This window comes from Flavobacterium litorale, assembly GCF_019613795.1.
Taxonomy (GTDB): Bacteria; Bacteroidota; Bacteroidia; order Flavobacteriales; family Flavobacteriaceae; genus Flavobacterium; species Flavobacterium litorale.
In genome coordinates this window covers 2,387,747-2,405,168 of record NZ_CP080429.1, presented here as the reverse complement: position 1 = coordinate 2,405,168, position 17,422 = coordinate 2,387,747, and the positions used below count along the sequence as shown (strand labels likewise).

Below are 17,422 nucleotides of genomic sequence, written 5' to 3'. Positions count from 1 at the left end.
TATTATTTATTGAGATTGTTACCACAGTTGTAGCAATATTTAGCTTTGTCCTTATGATGGTCGGCATTGCACACGCGACACACTTGTGTACTTTTTTGGGTACTGTCCTGCATAAATTGAGCGGTAACTAAACCTGTAGGAACAGCAATTATACCGTACCCCAATATCATAATTACTGCCGACATGAATTGCCCAAACGGTGTTACGGGGGTAATATCGCCAAAACCAACGGTGGTAAGGGTAACAATAGTCCAGTAAATACTTATGGGTATGTTTACAAATCCGCTTTCAGGTCCTTCAATAATATACATTAAAGTGCCCATAATTACACAGAGTATAATTACACCGAATAAAAATACGGCTATTTTTATCCTGCTTTTGCTCAGGGCTGTTAGTAACTGGTTGGATGCGCCTACAAAATGCATTAGTTTTAATATCCTGAAAACCCTTAACAGGCGTAAAGCCCGTATTGAGAGTAGGAAGCCTAGCCCTGGGAATAACAAATCGACGTATTTGGGTAGTGTAGAAAGTAAGTCGATTACGCCGTAAAAGCTAAAAATATAAGCTGCTGGTTTTTTTACCGATGCAATTCGGGCAATATACTCTATGGTAAAAAATATGGTAACAATCCACTCTATAATATTGAGCTCTTCACCATATACTGCTGCAATACTGGCTACGCTCTCTAGCATTACGGTTACTACACTTATTAATATAAGCAATAGCAATACTACATCAAACAGTTTTCCTGCAGGTGTATCGGCTTCGTATATTATTTCGTGAAGTTTTTTTCTGAAATTTCCAGACATATTTGCTTGTATGTGCTAAAATGCTATTAGCTCCAAAATTACTACAACTTTTTAGAATCGTATTATTTTTAAGGCTCGTTTTCTTCGGATGTAGCCTTGTATGATGTTTTTTATGTCTCTGTTATGCTCCATCGGAACAAGAATATTTTTTAATACATCAGGATTGGTTACTTGATAATTAAGATTAAAGAATGCATAGCCTTTGTAAACGCCTTTTTCTATCAGTACTGCGCTACGTTCATCTACCGCTCTGCCTTTATCAATAATAATCATGTTTTGATGATTAAAACTGTTGTAGTTAATAAACTCAGTAACACGTTTGTTGTACTCTGTTGGTGGTTCGCCACCTGCGCAAGCACCGTAACATTCGCCCATTTTGTACGGAAAGCATGTTGATTTTGCACTACTATCCAATCCACTCAACTTTTGGCACAGCTTGTACTTATCTGTTATTTTAAACAAGATATTTTTTGCCTCGTTAGTACTAGTAAATGATAAAATCTCTTTTTTGCGCCCATCTGTTTTTTTAACCGCAAGGCATAAATACCCATCCTCGTTTTTCTCGGCATATAACGAGCATGGAAAAACAGTTCTTTTTAAAGCGCGGTTTTGCGATGGTTTATTAACTTTAATTTCTTGGCACTCTTTAAGCAAAGCTATAAGCTCGCTACCTGTTTCCTCGTAACTTATGGTAAATACATCGCGTTGCAGCCGTTTTGCTTTTCGGGCTGTACTGGTAAAGTGCTGGTTGAGCCTTTTTTTAATGTTATTACTCTTACCGATGTATATTAGATCGCCATTTTCTTTATACATATAGTACAATCCAGTAATCGACGGAATATCAGTTAATAAATCAAAAAGTTTAGGTTGTATATCGAGTTTTTTATTTGATTTTATGAGGCTTTTTATAATTTCTTTTTCAACATCTTTAGCCAATAGCATTTTAAAGAGTTGTACTGTAGCTAATGCATCACCCGTGGCACGATGCCTGTCGCTCATGGGTATGCCTAGCGCACGAACCAATTTACCTAGACTGTGTGATTTTTGCTCGGGCATTAGTTTTTGCGATAACTCTACGGTACAAAGCGATTGCCTTTCGTACTTATAGCCCAATCGTTCAAACTCGGTACGGAGTATTCTGTAGTCAAACTGTGCATTATGTGCCACAATAATGCAGCCCTCAGTAATTTCTACAATGCGTTTTGCTATATCGTAAAATTTGGGAGCACTTTGCAGCATGGCATTGTTAATGCCTGTAAGTTTTACCACAAAAGGTTGTATGGGTTTTTCGGGGTTAACAAGGCTTATAAATTGGTCTATTACTTCGTGCCCGTCATACTTATAAATGGCAATTTCCGTTATACCCTCCTCATTATATTGTCCTCCTGTGGTTTCTATATCAAGTATTGCATACATACTTTAAAACCCGAAGGTGGAATTTTTATCGTAAAAGTTCAAAATGTTGTTTCTCATAAATCGTTAATATCAAATATACGAATAAAGAGACAATTATTCATAATATGCATGATTTGTACTGTATTTACGACTAATTATTTGCGGCTACCAAAAATACTGCTGCCAATACGCACCATAGTACTACCACAGTTAACAGCTATTTTATAATCTCCGCTCATGCCCATGCTTAAAATTTGGGGTTCAAAGTTTGATGTTGCAGGTTTACAATTTAGCTCATCAAATAATGATTTGAGGTGCAGGAACTCTTTTTTTACTTGCTCTTGGTTGTCGGTAAATGTAGCCATACCCATAAGACCTACAACATTTACATTTTTAAAGCTTTTAAATTCATCTGAATTTATAAGTGCTTCTAACTCATCCGTATCCATACCAAATTTGGTTTCTTCTTCGGCAATGTGCATTTGTAATAGGCAATTAACAACCCTGTTGCATTTTTTGGCTTGCTTATTTATTTCTTTAAGTAATTTAAGGCTATCTACACCATGTATTAAACTTACATAGGGTGCCATGTATTTTACCTTATTGGTTTGTACATGCCCTATCATGTGCCAGGCAATATCTTTTGGCATTTGCTCCCACTTTTCGGTCATTTCCTGTATTTTGTTTTCGCCAAATACACGCTGCCCTGCATTGTAGGCTTCCATAAGGTTGGCTACGGGTTTGGTTTTGGAAACGGCTACAAGGGTAACATTTTCGGGCAATGATGATTTTATAGTATGTAGATTATCTTTTATTGGCATAACTTTTTTTAGTACAGTTGTATGAAGTTTGTAATTATGAATCGGGCGTAATTTCATACACGACTAGTCCGTTTCTTAACTTTGGCTCTATATAGGTGCTTTTGGGTGGCATAATTAAACTATTATCTGCCAAATTTTTGATTTCTGCAATAGTAGGAGGGCAAAGCATAAAACCAACTTCAAACTCACTTTCGTCTACCATTTTTTTAATGTTGGTTATAGGGCGACTACCGGGTATGTATTCAATACGTTCATCATTACGTAAATCTATAATCCCGAGTAGGGGTCGGAGTACTTTATCGTATAATATTCGCGCATCTAGTGCTTCGTAAACGGTACTAAAATTGGTTTCTTTAAGATGTAGGGCATAAAATTCGCCATCGAGGTACATACCAAAACTAAACTTTCTGTCGGGTTTCCATAATTCCTGCTTACGATTTTTAACTGTAAAGTCTTTGCTTAGTGCGTCTAAAAATTCTGTTTTGCTTAGTTTGTTCAGGTCATGAATTATACGGTTGTACTCGTAAATTTTTAAATCGCTTTCGGGTATTAAAAAGCTCATAAAGTGATTTAAATTCTCGTTGCCACTACTTTTTTCTTGTTCGTATAGCATATTGGCTGAAGCCGAGCGATGATGACCATCGGCAATGTAAAGGCTATTAATACCTTTAAATTGTTGTTGTAACCAAGCAATTTCAGCAGGGTCTTTTATACGCCAAAGGGTGTGTTTATCCTTATTGGGCGATGAAAACAGGTACAAAGGACGTTTCTGTTTTCGTTTAACTATCCAATCTTGTAAGGCAGGCTGGTCTGGATAGGTTATGAGTACGGGTTCGGTATTAAACCCTGTTTCGTACAAATAGTCTTTAAAATACTCTACCCGATAGGATAATGTATCTTCATGTTTTTTAATGACGTTATTCCTGTAATCGGCTATAGATGCTCCTGCAATTATGCCTGTGTAGGTATTATGTTTACTTTCTATTTCGTACAGAAATAATACATTTTCTGTTTCCTTTTTTAAAACTTGTGCCTCTTTAAACTCTTCATATTTTAAATGTACTGCTTTAAATCGCGTATTAGTCGATATTTTTTGCAGGTTTACATAAGCTGGATTTAAAATATGTAGAAAAGAAAAGGGGTTGTACTCTAGTTGCGAGGCAAGCTCTGCCGGGCTATACTCATCGTAAGAGCGTGACGTTACTAAACTTACCTTATCGCGGGTAGGTCGTACGGCTTTAAAAGGAACTATTTTTGCCATAGTTGAAATAGCCCTCTAAAGCCGAAAACAGGTTTAGAGGGATTTTTTGTTTTATTAATTTGTACTAGCAAGTAATAATTGCTAATTACTTTTTGTAGGCTACTTTTTCAGCTTTTTTGCTTTCGGAATAATCATAAAAACCTTCGCCAGATTTTACACCAAGTTTGCCTGCCTGTACCATGTTTACCAATAGCGGGCATGGTGCATATTTTGGGTTTTTAAAACCATCGTACATTACGTTTAGTATTGACAGGCATACATCTAAACCAATAAAATCGGCAAGTTGTAAAGGTCCCATTGGGTGTGCCATACCAAGTTTCATAACGGTATCTATTTCATAAACACCTGCTACGCCGTTATATAGTGTTTCTATAGCTTCGTTAATCATTGGCATTAATATTCTGTTTGCCACAAAACCAGGGTAATCGTTAACCTCTACAGGTACTTTGCCCAGTTTTTCTGATAATTCCATAATGGTTTTGGTAACTTCATCAGAGGTATTGTAGCCTCTAATAATTTCTACCAGCTTCATAATAGGTACAGGGTTCATAAAGTGCATCCCAATAACTTTATCTTGCCTTGTAGTAACAGCAGCAATTTGCGTTATGGATATGGATGACGTATTGGTTGCCAAAATGGTTTTTTCGTCGCAAAAATCATTAAGATCTTTAAATATTTTCAGTTTTAAATCTACGTTTTCAGTGGCAGCCTCTACAACAAGGTCAGTATTTAAAACACCATCTTTAATATCGGTATAGGTAATAATATTACCAATAGTATTGTGTTTGTCCTCTTCGGTTATTTTACCCTTAGCTACCATTCTGTCAAGGTTAGCAGCTATAGTAGCCATGCCTTTATCTAACGATTTTTCGGATATATCAATAAGTTTTACGCTAAAGCCGCTTTGTGCAAATGTATGTGCAATACCATTGCCCATAGTACCTGCGCCAATTACTGCTATGTTTTTCATGATGTTGGTATTATTTAGTTTATTGTTTGTTTTTATTCGTTAAAACAGTCTATTATTTGATAAGCAATACGCAAGGCATCGGTACCGTCCTGTAGTGTAACAATAGGGGTAGTGTTGTTGTTTATAGCATCGGCAAACGTTTCCAGTTCATCTAGTATTGCATTGTTTGCCTCAATGTTTGGATTCTCAAAATAAATTTGCTTTTTTATTCCTTCAGCATTTTGTAATACCATATCAAAATCACCTGGTGTTTCGGGTGCATCTTTCATTTTTACTACTTCGCACATTTTATCTAGGAAGTCTACCGATATGTAGGCATCTTTTTGGAAGAAACGCGTTTTACGCATATTTTTTAAGGATATACGACTGGAGGTTAGGTTGGCTACACAACCATTTTCAAACTCAATACGTGCATTGGCAATATCTGGTGTATCGCTAATTACGGATACACCACTGGCATTAATGCTTTTTACTTTGCTTTTTACAACGCTAAGTATTACATCAATATCATGTATCATTAAATCAAGCACTACAGGCACATCAGTACCGCGGGGGTTAAATTCTGCCAAGCGGTGCGTTTCTATAAACATTGGGTTATGTATGTTGTTTTTAGTGGCAATAAAAGCAGGGTTAAACCGCTCTACGTGCCCAACCTGTCCTTGCACATTATGCTTTTTTGCTAGGCTAATTATTTCTTCAGCTTCTGCAACGGTGTTGGATATTGGCTTTTCAAGAAAAACATGTTTCCCAGCCTGTATCACTTCTTTGGCACAATCGTAATGCGAAAGGGTAGGAGTTACAATATCTACAACATCAACAACGGCTATGAGTTCTTGAATTGAATTGAATTTTTTATAACCAAATTCGCTAGCTACTTTATTGGCATTTTCGTCATTTGGATCGTAAAAACCTACCAACTCATATTTTTGCGACTGATTGAGTAAACGCAAGTGTATCTTTCCCAGATGTCCTGCACCCAATACTCCGATTTTAAGCATAAGAAATATATTTTTAACAAAAATAAGATTATTTAACCTGAAAACATAAAAAGTACTTCTAAAAATACTGCTTGTACTAACAGGTTTACAAAACCATTTGAATGTGATTTTTACTACTTGGTATTTGATTTAGTTTGTTATTTTTACCAAAAAAATAATTCTGTACGTTGAAAGATACATCAAAGCATCAGGGGCTTAGAAATCAGCTTGTTAGTGTTTTAGAGCAAAAGGGCATTACCGATAAAAACGTGCTTAATGCTATAAGTAAAATACCAAGACATTTGTTTTTGGACTCTAGCTTTGCCGATTATGCCTACCAAGATAAGGCGTTCCCCATAGGAGCAGGGCAAACCATATCGCAGCCTTACACGGTAGCATTTCAGTCACAGTTATTACAGGTAGAGCGCGACCACAAAGTGCTTGAAATTGGTACAGGGTCTGGTTACCAAACTGCCGTACTTTACATGATGGGTGCTAAAGTATACAGTATAGAGCGCCAGAATGAGCTTTTTAAAACCACATCGTTACTACTACCAAAATTGGGTATACGCCCCAAACACCTTTCGTTTGGCGATGGTTATAAAGGTTTACCCAATTACGCCCCTTTTGATAGTATTATAGTTACAGCAGGTGCACCAACAATACCACAGCCATTAATGGCACAATTAAAAATAGGAGGCAGGTTGGTAATACCTGTGGGCGATGACCCTCAGATTATGACAATGTTAGTCCGTAAAAACGAAACGCAGTTTGAAAAGCACGAGTTTGGCGAGTTTCGTTTTGTACCACTTTTAGAAAATAAAAATTAAATAAAACACGAATAATGAAAAAAATTGTACTGTTACTGTTCCTTATATCAGGTATAGTAAATGCTCAGGATACCAATAAGGTATGGGACTTATTACTTAAAAATGATAGACAAGGGGCAAGACAAGCTTTTGATACAACCTTTAAGAAGCAGAAAGACGATAGTATAGAGCTATTGGTATTGGATGCATTAATAGATAAAGAAATGGGTACCATTTATTTTGATGAAACATTTTTGAAAAAAATGACCAAGATTGAGGAGAGTGAAAATTACCTTTACCCTTTATGGTATGAAGAATATGCTTTGGGAAGCCCTAATAGTGATGGTTTTACGAGTTTATCGTACAAAAAACTTGACTTTGTTGCAGGAGTAGATAAATACAAGTCGTATCCTATAGTAATTTACAATAAAGCGATTTATGATAGAAGACGTCTTGATTTCGATGCATATAAAGAAAGTATTAATAAACTGGACGCGATAACAAAATGGCAATTTTGTGGTGTGTTTGAGAATATGAATGGTAGTGGTCTTGATATTGATTACGAACCAGAGCACTATGCAAAAAATGATAAAATGTTTAACGCTAATAGCAATGGTATTGTAAATTGGTATGTGCCTGCTATTCCGCAAAACGAAGGATATCATTTTTATTACAATGAAGCTGAGTATGGTAATGGGATTATTTACGCACAGTCGTTTATAGAGTCCGATAAAACAAGAGAAGTTGTACTGAATTTAGGAACTAGCGGTCCCATTAAAGTTTTTGTTAATGATATAGAAATTTATACTAACGATAAAGCTGTTACTACAGATTTAAATGCTTTTCATGTAAAGTTTAATTTATTAAAAGGAACAAATAGGCTACTCATAAAATCGGCTACCGATGGTAACAACGATTATTTTTATGCTGCCATAAAAGATGTTAACCAAAACACTATTCCAGCCTTAAAGTATTACGATACGTATAAGCCATATAATAAAGCAACTCTGGAAGCACTTAATGCAAATGAAATTAATCCTTTTTTTGAAGATTATCTTGTTACTAAATTGGCTAAACAACCCGATAGTGTTTTTTACACCTTATTGTTATATAATGCCTATATATACAATCATAAATATGAAAAAGCATACAAGGTTATACAAAAACTTACTGAAAAATACCCTAATAGTTCGCTATTAAAAGTCGAGTTAGTAAGCTACTATACATTAGTAGATGATAGTCAGAAGGTAGAGGAATTAAACGAAACACTTTTATTAAAAGATGAAGATTACTATTATAGTATTGCCACTAAAATTCAGGACGGTAATTGGACTAGAAAAGCTAATATTTCTGAACTTGAAAAATATAGAGATAAAGCTAAAAAACTAAACTCTGAAATATTTGGACAACTATACGACTTTATGATAACAACACGTAATGCCGATATAGATAATGCCATAAAACAGGCAGAGGAAATACTAGATGGTTCCTATGATAATGAAAATTTAGTTTACAATTTTGCTAGCTTATATTCTTCACTTAAAAAAGACAAAGAAAAAACAATTAGTATTTATGAAGATATAGTAAGTAAAAGAGAAGATATTACTGCACAAAATGCACTTATTAACTACTATCAATCTGTAGGACGAAAAGAAGATGTTAAGGCAATGGTTAAAAGTCGTATTAAGCACTATTCATATTTAAATAGTTTTTATGAAGAAATGATAGCCCTCGCAAATCAAGAAAACGATTATGAATTTGCTATAAAAAATGCTGAGATTGGACTTGCCAATTTTCCGTACTCATTTGATTTGATGGAGAAAATGGGTATGGCATACAATGCCTTAAAAGATACCAAAAAAGCAGAAGAGTACTTTAAAAAATCGTTAACCCATTATTCGTCCAATTCCACCTTACGTAAGCGACTTTATGATATTACGAAAGTACCCGACGAGATTGACCAAGTAGTTACTAAAAATATTTACGACCTTATAAAAGAACGTAGAGGTTCTGAAATGAATAGTAATTATGGTGTGAGTATATTACTAGATCAATATATTGTTAATGTGCTGCCCGAGGGAAGTAGAGAAACAAAGTCTGTGCTAGTATACCAAGTTACTGCAGAAAACGGTATAGAGGAGTTGAAGGAATTTAACTTAGCACGAGGAAATAGTCTTAACATAATTAAAGCCGAAATAGTTAAACCTGATGGAAATATAGTACCTGGCGAAAAAAATTATAATACTATTGTGTTTACAAATTTGGCTGTTAACGATGTAGTGTATATAGAATATGAGAATGCCGTTAACGGATATGGTCGTTTTTATAAAGATTTTACAGAAACCTATACTTTTAACGGGGCATACCCAGTTCATCAAGCATTATTTAGTATAATATACCCTGAAAATGTAACATTTGCATACGATGTTATGAATGGTGAAGTACCTAATACAACCCAAAAAATAAACGGGCGCAATTGTATTACTTGGGAAAAGAAAAACATACCAACTATGCCACTCTACGAGAGTTTCTCACCAGAGTATAATGATATAGCAATGCAAATACGTATTAGCAGTATAAAGTCATGGTCTGATATTTCTAATTGGTATGCCGATTTAGTAAAGAAAAATTTAGACATGGATCGTATTGCACTCGAAACGTACGACGAAATTTTTCCCAAAGGCGTAACAAACCTAACAGAAGAAGAAATTGCTTATAAAATATATGAGTATATAGAAAATAATATAACCTATAGCTCTTTAGATTTTAGACAAAGCGGTTATGTGCCTCAAAAACCATCTAAAACCATTAGCACCAAGCTAGGCGATTGTAAAGATGTTTCTACCTTATTTGTAGCAATGGCACAAAAGGCAGGGTTAAAAGCAAACTTGGTTTTAGTGCTAACATCCGATAATGGTACAGAAGGGCTTAAACTCCCCGCAATAAACTTTAACCACTGTATAGTAAAAGTAAACTTTGAGGATAAAGATTATTTTATAGAGCTAACAGATAAGTACCTGCCTTTTAAAACAATGCCCATGAGCCTGTATAATGCAAAAGCATTGGTAGTATCTTTTGATAAAAAAGAAAACGAAAAAAGTAAGGTTATTAACGTACCAGCCAACAACAAACGTCAGAATATAAAAACAACAACAACTACCATAAAAGTAGCGGATGATGTTAAGTACTATACTTCTAGGCACCAAGTTAAAGGATTAGCCAACTCCTATTACAACGAGTTATTTTCTGAAGCTACTACAGCAGATGTAAGAAACAAAGAGTTTGAAGAGAGTATTAATAGTAAACTTAATAAGGTAGTATTGTTACAAGATGCCAAACTTATTGGTAAAAATGATAAGTTTAAAGATGAAATGAACTTTGAAATACAGTTTTCGGTAACCGAAAAGTTACAATCAGTAGGAAGCCTAAAAATAATGGAAATTCCTTACCTCGATAAAGTATATACAAGAGATGTTATTGCAAAAGAAAAGCGAAACTTCGATATCCTGTACACACGCTATGAAGATGCCAACGAATACGATACAGAAGTAATATTAACTATTGAAGAGGGCAAAAAGTTTACAGAAATTCCAGAAAATAAAACACTCTCGTTTAAAAAACATCAGTACAGCATAAAATATGAGCTGGTTAATCCTACCACATTAAAAGTAACCCGAAAGGTACAATTGCCTTGGGATACCATTACAACAGAAGAATATGCTGAATATAAAAAATATGTAGAAGAAGCTATTGCAGCAGAAGAATCGATAGTAGGATTTAAATAATAAAAATACCGAAAAAACCATCTAATTTTAGATGGTTTTTTCTTTTACCACAGCAGCATTAATATCACTATGCGAACGGTGCAATACTACCTTTCCGTTTTTTATCAATAAAATTTGTGGCGACTGGTGCATAATACCAAACCTTTGGGCTATAGCATTACTAACATCTCGGTGTGCCAGCAAATCCAAAAAATAAGCTTTTGCATCATCTTCATTAATGGCGTATTCACGCTCAAAACCCTTTAACGCCATACGGCTTATACTGCACCTAGTACTATGTTTAAATACCAATACGGGCATTGTTTCAGATTCCGCTACAATAGTATCAAGCTGTTGTACGTTGGTTAATTCGTACCATTTTATGCGTGAAGAAGAAGTCTTATCACTGTCATTATTACCGAATATATTACTGAAAAAACTCATAATGCGGGTGTATTGTGACTTTTTGACACTTAAAAGGCTCTAGCTATGAGTCTTACAAGCCAAAAAGTCAGATTTTAAGTATTGGAATAGCTATTGAACAATAGTAATCAAATTTAAAAAATAAACCTATGAATTTTTCTAATTTTACTATAAAATCACAAGAAGCCATACAACGCGCACAACAAATAGCGCAAGGTTATGGGCATCAGCAAATAGAAAACGAGCATATTGTAAAAGCACTACTGGAAGTAGATGAAAACGTTACGCCGTTTATATTAAAAAAACTCAACGTAAACGTAAATCTCTTTCAGCAAGTTTTAGATAGCACCCTACAAAGTTTTGCAAAAGTAGAAGGCGCAGAAATGGGACTATCGCGTGATGCTGGCAATGCACTTAACGAGGCATCCAACATTGCCCGCAAAATGGGCGATGAGTTTGTAACTACCGAGCATTTGCTGTTAGCTATTTTTAATAGTAAAAGTAAATTAGCACAAATACTAAAAGACCAAGGCGTAAATGAAAAAGAGTTAAAAGCAGCTATTGAAGAATTGCGTAAGGGCGAAAAAGTAACATCGGCTAGTGCTGAGGAAACGTATAATTCCTTAAACAAATATGCCAAAAACCTCAATCAGTTAGCAAACGACGGAAAGTTAGACCCTGTTATTGGGCGTGACGAAGAAATTCGTAGAGTATTGCAAATTCTTTCTCGCCGAACTAAAAACAACCCCATGTTAGTAGGGGAACCCGGTGTAGGTAAAACCGCCATAGCTGAGGGATTAGCCCACCGTATTATTCAGGGAGATGTGCCCGAAAATCTTAAAGATAAGATAGTTTATTCCTTAGATATGGGGGCGCTTATAGCAGGTGCAAAATATAAAGGAGAGTTTGAGGAGCGACTAAAATCGGTAGTAAAAGAAGTAACTTCTGCCGATGGCGATATTGTACTGTTTATAGACGAGATACACACACTTGTAGGTGCAGGTGGTGGCGATGGTGCCATGGATGCCGCCAACATACTAAAACCAGCATTGGCGCGCGGCGAACTCCGCGCAATAGGGGCAACAACCTTAGATGAGTACCAGAAATATTTTGAGAAAGACAAAGCTCTTGAAAGACGTTTCCAAAAAGTAATGGTAGATGAGCCTGATACCGAAAGTGCCGTATCGATACTTAGAGGTATAAAAGAAAAATACGAAACACACCACCAAGTGCGTATTAAGGACGATGCCATTATAGCTTCGGTAGCCCTATCGCAACGCTACATTACCACACGTTTTTTACCTGACAAGGCTATTGATTTAATGGATGAGGCAGCTTCTAAAATCAGAATGGAAATTAACTCCAAACCAGAAGAGTTGGATGTACTCGACAGAAAGATAATGCAGCTTGAAATTGAAATAGAAGCTATTAAGCGTGAAAAAGATGAGGTAAAACTCAAATCGTTAGGATTAGAGCTAGCCAATTTAAAAGAAGAACGCAACGAGATATATGCCCGATGGAAAAGCGAAAAAGACATTGTTGATAATATACAGGCTTTAAAAACCGATATTGAACAGTATAAAGCAGAAGCTGAAAAAGCAGAGCGCGAAGGCAATTATGGAAAAGTAGCCGAACTGCGTTATGGTAAGATAAAAGAAGCGCAAGAAAAGCTGGATGCCATGCAACAGCAATTGCAGGAAAACCAAACAGGGCAAAGCCTTATAAAAGAGGAGGTAACTGCCGAAGATATTGCTGAGGTTGTAGCCAAATGGACGGGAATACCCGTAACTAAAATGCTGCAAAGCGAACGCGAAAAACTGTTACAGTTAGAAGATGAATTGCACAAGCGTGTAGTAGGGCAAGAGGAGGCCATAGAAGCCGTGAGTGATGCCGTAAGGCGAAGCCGTGCGGGTTTGCAAGACCAAAATAAGCCTATAGGTTCATTCCTGTTCTTGGGTACTACAGGCGTAGGTAAAACAGAACTTGCTAAAGCATTGGCATCCTACCTGTTTGATGATGAAAATGCCATGACACGTATTGATATGAGTGAGTACCAAGAACGCCATAGCGTTAGCCGATTGGTTGGTGCGCCTCCTGGATATGTAGGGTATGATGAAGGTGGGCAGCTTACCGAAGCCGTAAGGCGTAAACCTTATTCGGTAGTACTATTAGATGAAATTGAGAAGGCACATCCCGATACTTTTAATATACTATTACAAGTACTGGACGAAGGTAGGTTAACAGATAACAAAGGGCGATTGGCTGATTTTAAGAATACGATTATAATAATGACATCCAATATGGGAAGCAGTATTATACAGGAAAAGTTTGAAAATAGTAATGGTAATACAGAATCAGCTATTGAGGCTGCAAAAGTAGAAGTACTCGGATTGCTAAAACAAACAGTGCGCCCTGAATTTATTAATCGTATTGATGATATTGTAATGTTTACACCACTTAGTGCCGATAATATTAAAGAAATAGTCGGCTTACAGTTAAAAGGTGTTACCAAGTTGCTAGCACAGCAAAACATTACGCTAGATGCTACACCCGAAGCCATAACCTACCTTGCTGAAAAAGGTTATGACCCCGATTTTGGTGCACGCCCCGTAAAGCGTGTTATACAGAAACAAGTAATGAACGAATTATCCAAACAAATTCTTTCAGGTAAAATAACTACCGATAGTATTATACTTTTAGATAGTTTTGATGGGCAATTGGTTTTTAGAAATCAGGAAAACATAACTAACCAGAATAGCTAAAAAACGGCTCATAAATAAAAAAAACGCATTAGTAATTACTAATGCGTTTTTTTATTTGTTTGCAAGTGTGCTAACGTACACTTTTATAACGATAGTACTGTTTAATAGTCATTATTCCCCTATAAGTACTCTTTTTACGTTTTATAATTATATATACAACGCCCACTAGTACTAAGCAAGATAGTAATGTTATTAATACCACATTTATAAGGTAATTACTAAAATCGGTATTATTAAATTCAAAGTTATTGGTAACTAAATAACCAGTAACCAGTAATGCTATTAAAGTTAAAAAAGTATATACTATCCTCATAATTGGCAGCTATTAGTTAGTAATGATGATTTCCAATTAGTACGCAATTTCGAGATTTATATTTTTAGATTAAAGTACTTTATAACTAAATAACTTTTAATTAAATAAATTTTTGTAATCTAAAACTTGCAAAAAATTAATAGTAATGAATTTTATAGCAGTATTTCTAAATTGCAAGGCATTTATTTCAATTATAGTCGTCTAAAACTATATTTAAAGTTAAAATTTTGAAAACTATGCAGTAAAATAAACATATTAAACAGAAATTTGTGTACAAACATTAAAACAATCATTATGAATTTAAAAAGAGTTTTTGGAGCACTGTTAACGCTATTAGGTATAGGAGGAATAATTTATGCCGCTGTAGTTTTTGCTAATGGCTCCAGTATAAAAGAAGGTGCAATATACGGAGCAGTAGGACTCGTATTCTTTATATCAGGAATAAGTCTTGTTAAACGGACCAAAGACGAATCGTAGCCACCATAAAAATTCCATTAAAGTAGCGTTAAATACCTATTTATAAAAAATCACTCTTCGTAGCTTTATATCCAATATCCAAATCAATAAAAAAACTAAAGAATCATGTCACAGTCACTTATCGTAGAAAATTCCATAAGAATCGATGCACCTGTAATTAGAGTTTGGGAAGTACTCACAAAATCACATTATGTTCGCCAATGGAAAAATTTGCCAGAAGATTTTGGTGATTTTGAAGTACTACCTGCCACCGTTATAAACCTTCCAGGTTCGTCTACCATGACTATTGTAGAGTTTGAACCCAATAAAAAACTATATTACCATGTAGTATTACCCGAATGGGTAGACCAACAAACCAATATTGGATATACATACAATTTATCTACAGATGAAAATGGGCACACGTGGTTGGGTATACAGGTAGGTGACTTTGCTTTAATTACCGAAGGCAATAAATATTATGATGAAAGTGTTATGTTTGGTAAAACAGCGTCGCAAAAAATTAAAGAGCTTGCGGAAATGCACGACAATACAGTACATTAATGACGTATTCCATAAAAAGCAATTGCCTTACTGCTACATTTAATACAAAAGGTGCCGAGCTAACCTCACTTAAAAATAACAATAATAAAGAGTACATTTGGGAAGCCAATCCGCAGTATTGGGGTAAGCACTCACCTGTACTCTTTCCTATTGTAGGTGTACTTAAAAATAATAGTTATACCTATAATGGTAAAACATATACTTTATCACGGCACGGTTTTGCGCGCGATAAAGTATTTTCTGTTAAAGAACAGCATGATGATACTATAACCTTTGTACTTGCTGCTGACGAAGCTACTAAAGAAAATTACCCGTTTAATTTTGAGTTACAAATAAAGTACACCCTAGCAGCTACTACGCTTTGTATCGATTATATTGTTTCCAATAAAGGTGCTACAACAATGCCATTTTCTATAGGTGGGCATCCTGCTTTTGCACTACCCAATAATTTTAAGGATTATAGTTTACAGTTTGAAAAACAGGAAGATTTGGTTAGTACACAGCTCCAAAATGAGTTATTATCGGGTATTAAAACACCCATTAGTTTGAAAGATAGTATCTTGCCTTTAAATTATAATCTTTTTAAAAACGATGCGTTAATATTTAAGCAGTTACAATCTGAAACAATTACTATTTTAGAAGAAAACAAACCTTTTTTAAAAGTAGCATTTTCAGATTTTCCTCATTTGGGCATTTGGACAAAACCGAACTATCCGTTTTTATGTATAGAGCCGTGGCAAGGTTATGCCGACAGTGTTAACAGTAATGGTAAATTTATAGAAAAAGAGGGTAGTATAGTGTTAGCAGAAAAAGCCACAATACAAAAAGGTTTTAGTATTGAAATTTTGAACTAATTTAACGTTGGCCTATTGTTATTGTATGTAAAACAGCAAACTAAATTGATTATATTTAAAGGATATATGTGCAACAATGAACGAATTTGAGAGACAGTATTTAGAGGTTCAGGATTTACTAAAATTTGAAGATTATAGCCTTGTTTTAAAACGTATTATTGATTTTACTTTAGATACTCAGTCGATAGTATTTTATCGTAAGACCAATGCTTTACTCAACTGGATAGATGCCAACCCTGAGTCAGTAGAATTAAAAAGTAAATTATCCGAGCTGCTCAACGAATTGCACAAAGCGCTTTCCGTTAAACCTATAAGCACTAATGGTAAAATATTGGAGTGCCGTGCTGTTGCAAAAGCTTACCATGGCGGTTCGTTTACGTTGGGTCCAGTAACATTGCACCTCAATGGGGGCGATATTGTAGGGTTAGTAGGCGAGAACGGTAATGGTAAAACTACTTTGTTACGTTTATTAAGTGGTGAACTTCATACTACTTCGGGAGGCGTACATTACCACTTCCCGTACAACGATTTGTACGATTTACGCACCCAATTAGTGTACATACCCCAACGTACTGATACGTGGCGTGGCGCAATGTTTGAGAATTTGGTATTCACGGCATCATCCTACGGCTATAAACCCCACGAGATACAGCTTATTACCGAGTTAATAGTAGCTCGCTTAGGCTTAAGAAAATTCAGAAACCACAGTTGGAAAAGCCTTTCGTCGGGTTATAAAATGCGATTTGAGTTAGCACGTATGCTATTACGAAAGCCCAAGGTGTTATTAATAGATGAGCCGCTGGCTAACTTGGATATATTGGCACAACAGACCATACTGGAGGATTTTAGAGCCATAGCTAAGTCGCCTTTTCGTCCTGTAGGCATTATTTTAAGTTCGCAACAACTATATGAAGTAGAAAAAACGTCCGATCAGGTAATATTTCTTAAAAATGGACAGCAAAAAAATCTTCATAAAAAATTAAATACAGCAACAGAAGCTGAGGTGACACCATTAGTAATTGAGTTTGAAAGTAAATGGAGGCAAGGTGGGCTTAGCGAAGTATTATCGGTAATTAATTTACAATCCATACAATTTAACGGAGGTACTTTTATTGCTACTTTTTCGGAAGAAACTACAGTACACGATTTTATGCAAACTCTCATCAAACATAAAATTGATATTGCTTATTTCAGAGATATATCCAACTCTACACGCCGCTTTTTTGTATCATAATTCTCAAGCC

The 17,422-nt window shown here is 35.4% G+C and carries 14 protein-coding genes; 7 read left to right on the top strand and 7 right to left on the bottom strand.

Annotation, left to right across the window (positions count from 1 at the left end; genetic code table 11):
* Positions 1 to 2: 2 nt before the first annotated feature.
* The 6 genes from K1I41_RS10970 to K1I41_RS10945 form a co-directional block, all read right to left on the bottom strand.
* The gene (locus K1I41_RS10970) at positions 3 to 809 is read right to left on the bottom strand and encodes an ion transporter (protein ID WP_220640387.1); all 807 of its coding nucleotides are present in this window, start codon (positions 807 to 809) and stop codon (positions 3 to 5) included.
* Positions 810 to 860: 51 nt separating this feature from the next.
* Positions 861 to 2,225: an exonuclease domain-containing protein gene (locus tag K1I41_RS10965; protein ID WP_220640386.1), complete on the bottom strand. Its 1,365-nt coding sequence runs from the start codon at positions 2,223 to 2,225 to the stop codon at positions 861 to 863.
* A 134-nt stretch (positions 2,226 to 2,359) separates the two neighbouring features.
* Positions 2,360 to 3,025 carry a YggS family pyridoxal phosphate-dependent enzyme gene (locus K1I41_RS10960; protein WP_220640385.1) on the bottom strand — a complete coding sequence of 222 codons (666 nt, stop codon included), beginning with the start codon at positions 3,023 to 3,025 and terminating at the stop codon, positions 2,360 to 2,362.
* A 34-nt stretch (positions 3,026 to 3,059) separates the two neighbouring features.
* Positions 3,060 to 4,286, bottom strand: a complete 1,227-nt coding sequence (locus tag K1I41_RS10955; RefSeq protein ID WP_220640384.1) for a DUF1015 domain-containing protein — start codon at positions 4,284 to 4,286, stop codon at positions 3,060 to 3,062.
* A gap of 85 nt (positions 4,287 to 4,371) precedes the next feature.
* Positions 4,372 to 5,256, bottom strand: a complete 885-nt coding sequence (locus K1I41_RS10950) for a 3-hydroxyacyl-CoA dehydrogenase family protein (protein ID WP_220640383.1) — start codon at positions 5,254 to 5,256, stop codon at positions 4,372 to 4,374.
* Positions 5,257 to 5,288: 32 nt separating this feature from the next.
* Complete coding sequence (locus K1I41_RS10945) at positions 5,289 to 6,254, bottom strand: Gfo/Idh/MocA family protein (RefSeq protein WP_220640382.1); 966 nt, start codon at positions 6,252 to 6,254, stop codon at positions 5,289 to 5,291.
* 167 nt (positions 6,255 to 6,421) lie between these two features.
* Between K1I41_RS10945 and K1I41_RS10940 the strand changes: the two genes are divergently transcribed.
* Both K1I41_RS10940 and K1I41_RS10935 read left to right on the top strand, forming a co-directional pair.
* Positions 6,422 to 7,063, top strand: coding sequence for a protein-L-isoaspartate(D-aspartate) O-methyltransferase (locus tag K1I41_RS10940; protein WP_220640381.1), 642 nt, complete (start codon positions 6,422 to 6,424; stop codon positions 7,061 to 7,063).
* Positions 7,064 to 7,077: 14 nt separating this feature from the next.
* The gene (locus K1I41_RS10935; protein ID WP_220640380.1) at positions 7,078 to 10,827 is read left to right on the top strand and encodes a transglutaminase domain-containing protein; all 3,750 of its coding nucleotides are present in this window, start codon (positions 7,078 to 7,080) and stop codon (positions 10,825 to 10,827) included.
* Positions 10,828 to 10,854: 27 nt separating this feature from the next.
* Here the strand turns inward: K1I41_RS10935 and ytxJ are convergent, their stop codons facing one another.
* On the bottom strand, positions 10,855 to 11,250 hold the full coding sequence (ytxJ, locus tag K1I41_RS10930; protein WP_220640379.1) for a bacillithiol system redox-active protein YtxJ: 396 nt from the start codon (positions 11,248 to 11,250) through the stop codon (positions 10,855 to 10,857).
* Between the two features lie 128 nt (positions 11,251 to 11,378).
* On the opposite strand from ytxJ, the gene clpB reads away from it, so the two are divergent.
* The 5 genes from clpB (at position 11,379) to K1I41_RS10905 (ending at position 17,412) form a co-directional block, all read left to right on the top strand.
* Complete coding sequence (gene clpB / locus K1I41_RS10925; protein WP_220640378.1) at positions 11,379 to 13,991, top strand: ATP-dependent chaperone ClpB; 2,613 nt, start codon at positions 11,379 to 11,381, stop codon at positions 13,989 to 13,991.
* Positions 13,992 to 14,598: 607 nt separating this feature from the next.
* Entirely contained in the window at positions 14,599 to 14,781 is a 183-nt protein-coding gene (locus K1I41_RS10920; protein ID WP_220640377.1) for a hypothetical protein, read from the top strand.
* Positions 14,782 to 14,886: 105 nt separating this feature from the next.
* Complete coding sequence (locus K1I41_RS10915) at positions 14,887 to 15,324, top strand: SRPBCC domain-containing protein (protein ID WP_220640376.1); 438 nt, start codon at positions 14,887 to 14,889, stop codon at positions 15,322 to 15,324.
* Entirely contained in the window at positions 15,324 to 16,178 is an 855-nt protein-coding gene (locus tag K1I41_RS10910) for an aldose 1-epimerase family protein (RefSeq protein ID WP_220640375.1), read from the top strand. The genes K1I41_RS10915 and K1I41_RS10910 overlap by 1 nt, the downstream gene beginning before the upstream one ends.
* A 76-nt stretch (positions 16,179 to 16,254) precedes the next feature.
* Entirely contained in the window at positions 16,255 to 17,412 is a 1,158-nt protein-coding gene (locus K1I41_RS10905) for an ABC transporter ATP-binding protein (RefSeq protein WP_220640374.1), read from the top strand.
* Positions 17,413 to 17,422 lie beyond the last annotated feature (10 nt).

What these genes read in the sequence shown, in the direction of transcription:
- K1I41_RS10910 (WP_220640375.1), top strand. Translation starts at nt 15,324, where the DNA reads ATGACGTATTCCATAAAAAGCAATTGCCTTACTGCTACATTTAATACA.
- K1I41_RS10945 (WP_220640382.1), bottom strand. Translation starts at nt 6,254, where the DNA reads ATGCTTAAAATCGGAGTATTGGGTGCAGGACATCTGGGAAAGATACAC.
- K1I41_RS10935 (WP_220640380.1), top strand. Translation starts at nt 7,078, where the DNA reads ATGAAAAAAATTGTACTGTTACTGTTCCTTATATCAGGTATAGTAAAT.
- K1I41_RS10955 (WP_220640384.1), bottom strand. Translation starts at nt 4,286, where the DNA reads ATGGCAAAAATAGTTCCTTTTAAAGCCGTACGACCTACCCGCGATAAG.
- K1I41_RS10950 (WP_220640383.1), bottom strand. Translation starts at nt 5,256, where the DNA reads ATGAAAAACATAGCAGTAATTGGCGCAGGTACTATGGGCAATGGTATT.
- ytxJ (WP_220640379.1), bottom strand. Translation starts at nt 11,250, where the DNA reads ATGAGTTTTTTCAGTAATATATTCGGTAATAATGACAGTGATAAGACT.
- K1I41_RS10920 (WP_220640377.1), top strand. Translation starts at nt 14,599, where the DNA reads ATGAATTTAAAAAGAGTTTTTGGAGCACTGTTAACGCTATTAGGTATA.
- K1I41_RS10970 (WP_220640387.1), bottom strand. Translation starts at nt 809, where the DNA reads ATGTCTGGAAATTTCAGAAAAAAACTTCACGAAATAATATACGAAGCC.
- K1I41_RS10965 (WP_220640386.1), bottom strand. Translation starts at nt 2,225, where the DNA reads ATGTATGCAATACTTGATATAGAAACCACAGGAGGACAATATAATGAG.
- K1I41_RS10960 (WP_220640385.1), bottom strand. Translation starts at nt 3,025, where the DNA reads ATGCCAATAAAAGATAATCTACATACTATAAAATCATCATTGCCCGAA.
- clpB (WP_220640378.1), top strand. Translation starts at nt 11,379, where the DNA reads ATGAATTTTTCTAATTTTACTATAAAATCACAAGAAGCCATACAACGC.
- K1I41_RS10915 (WP_220640376.1), top strand. Translation starts at nt 14,887, where the DNA reads ATGTCACAGTCACTTATCGTAGAAAATTCCATAAGAATCGATGCACCT.
- K1I41_RS10905 (WP_220640374.1), top strand. Translation starts at nt 16,255, where the DNA reads ATGAACGAATTTGAGAGACAGTATTTAGAGGTTCAGGATTTACTAAAA.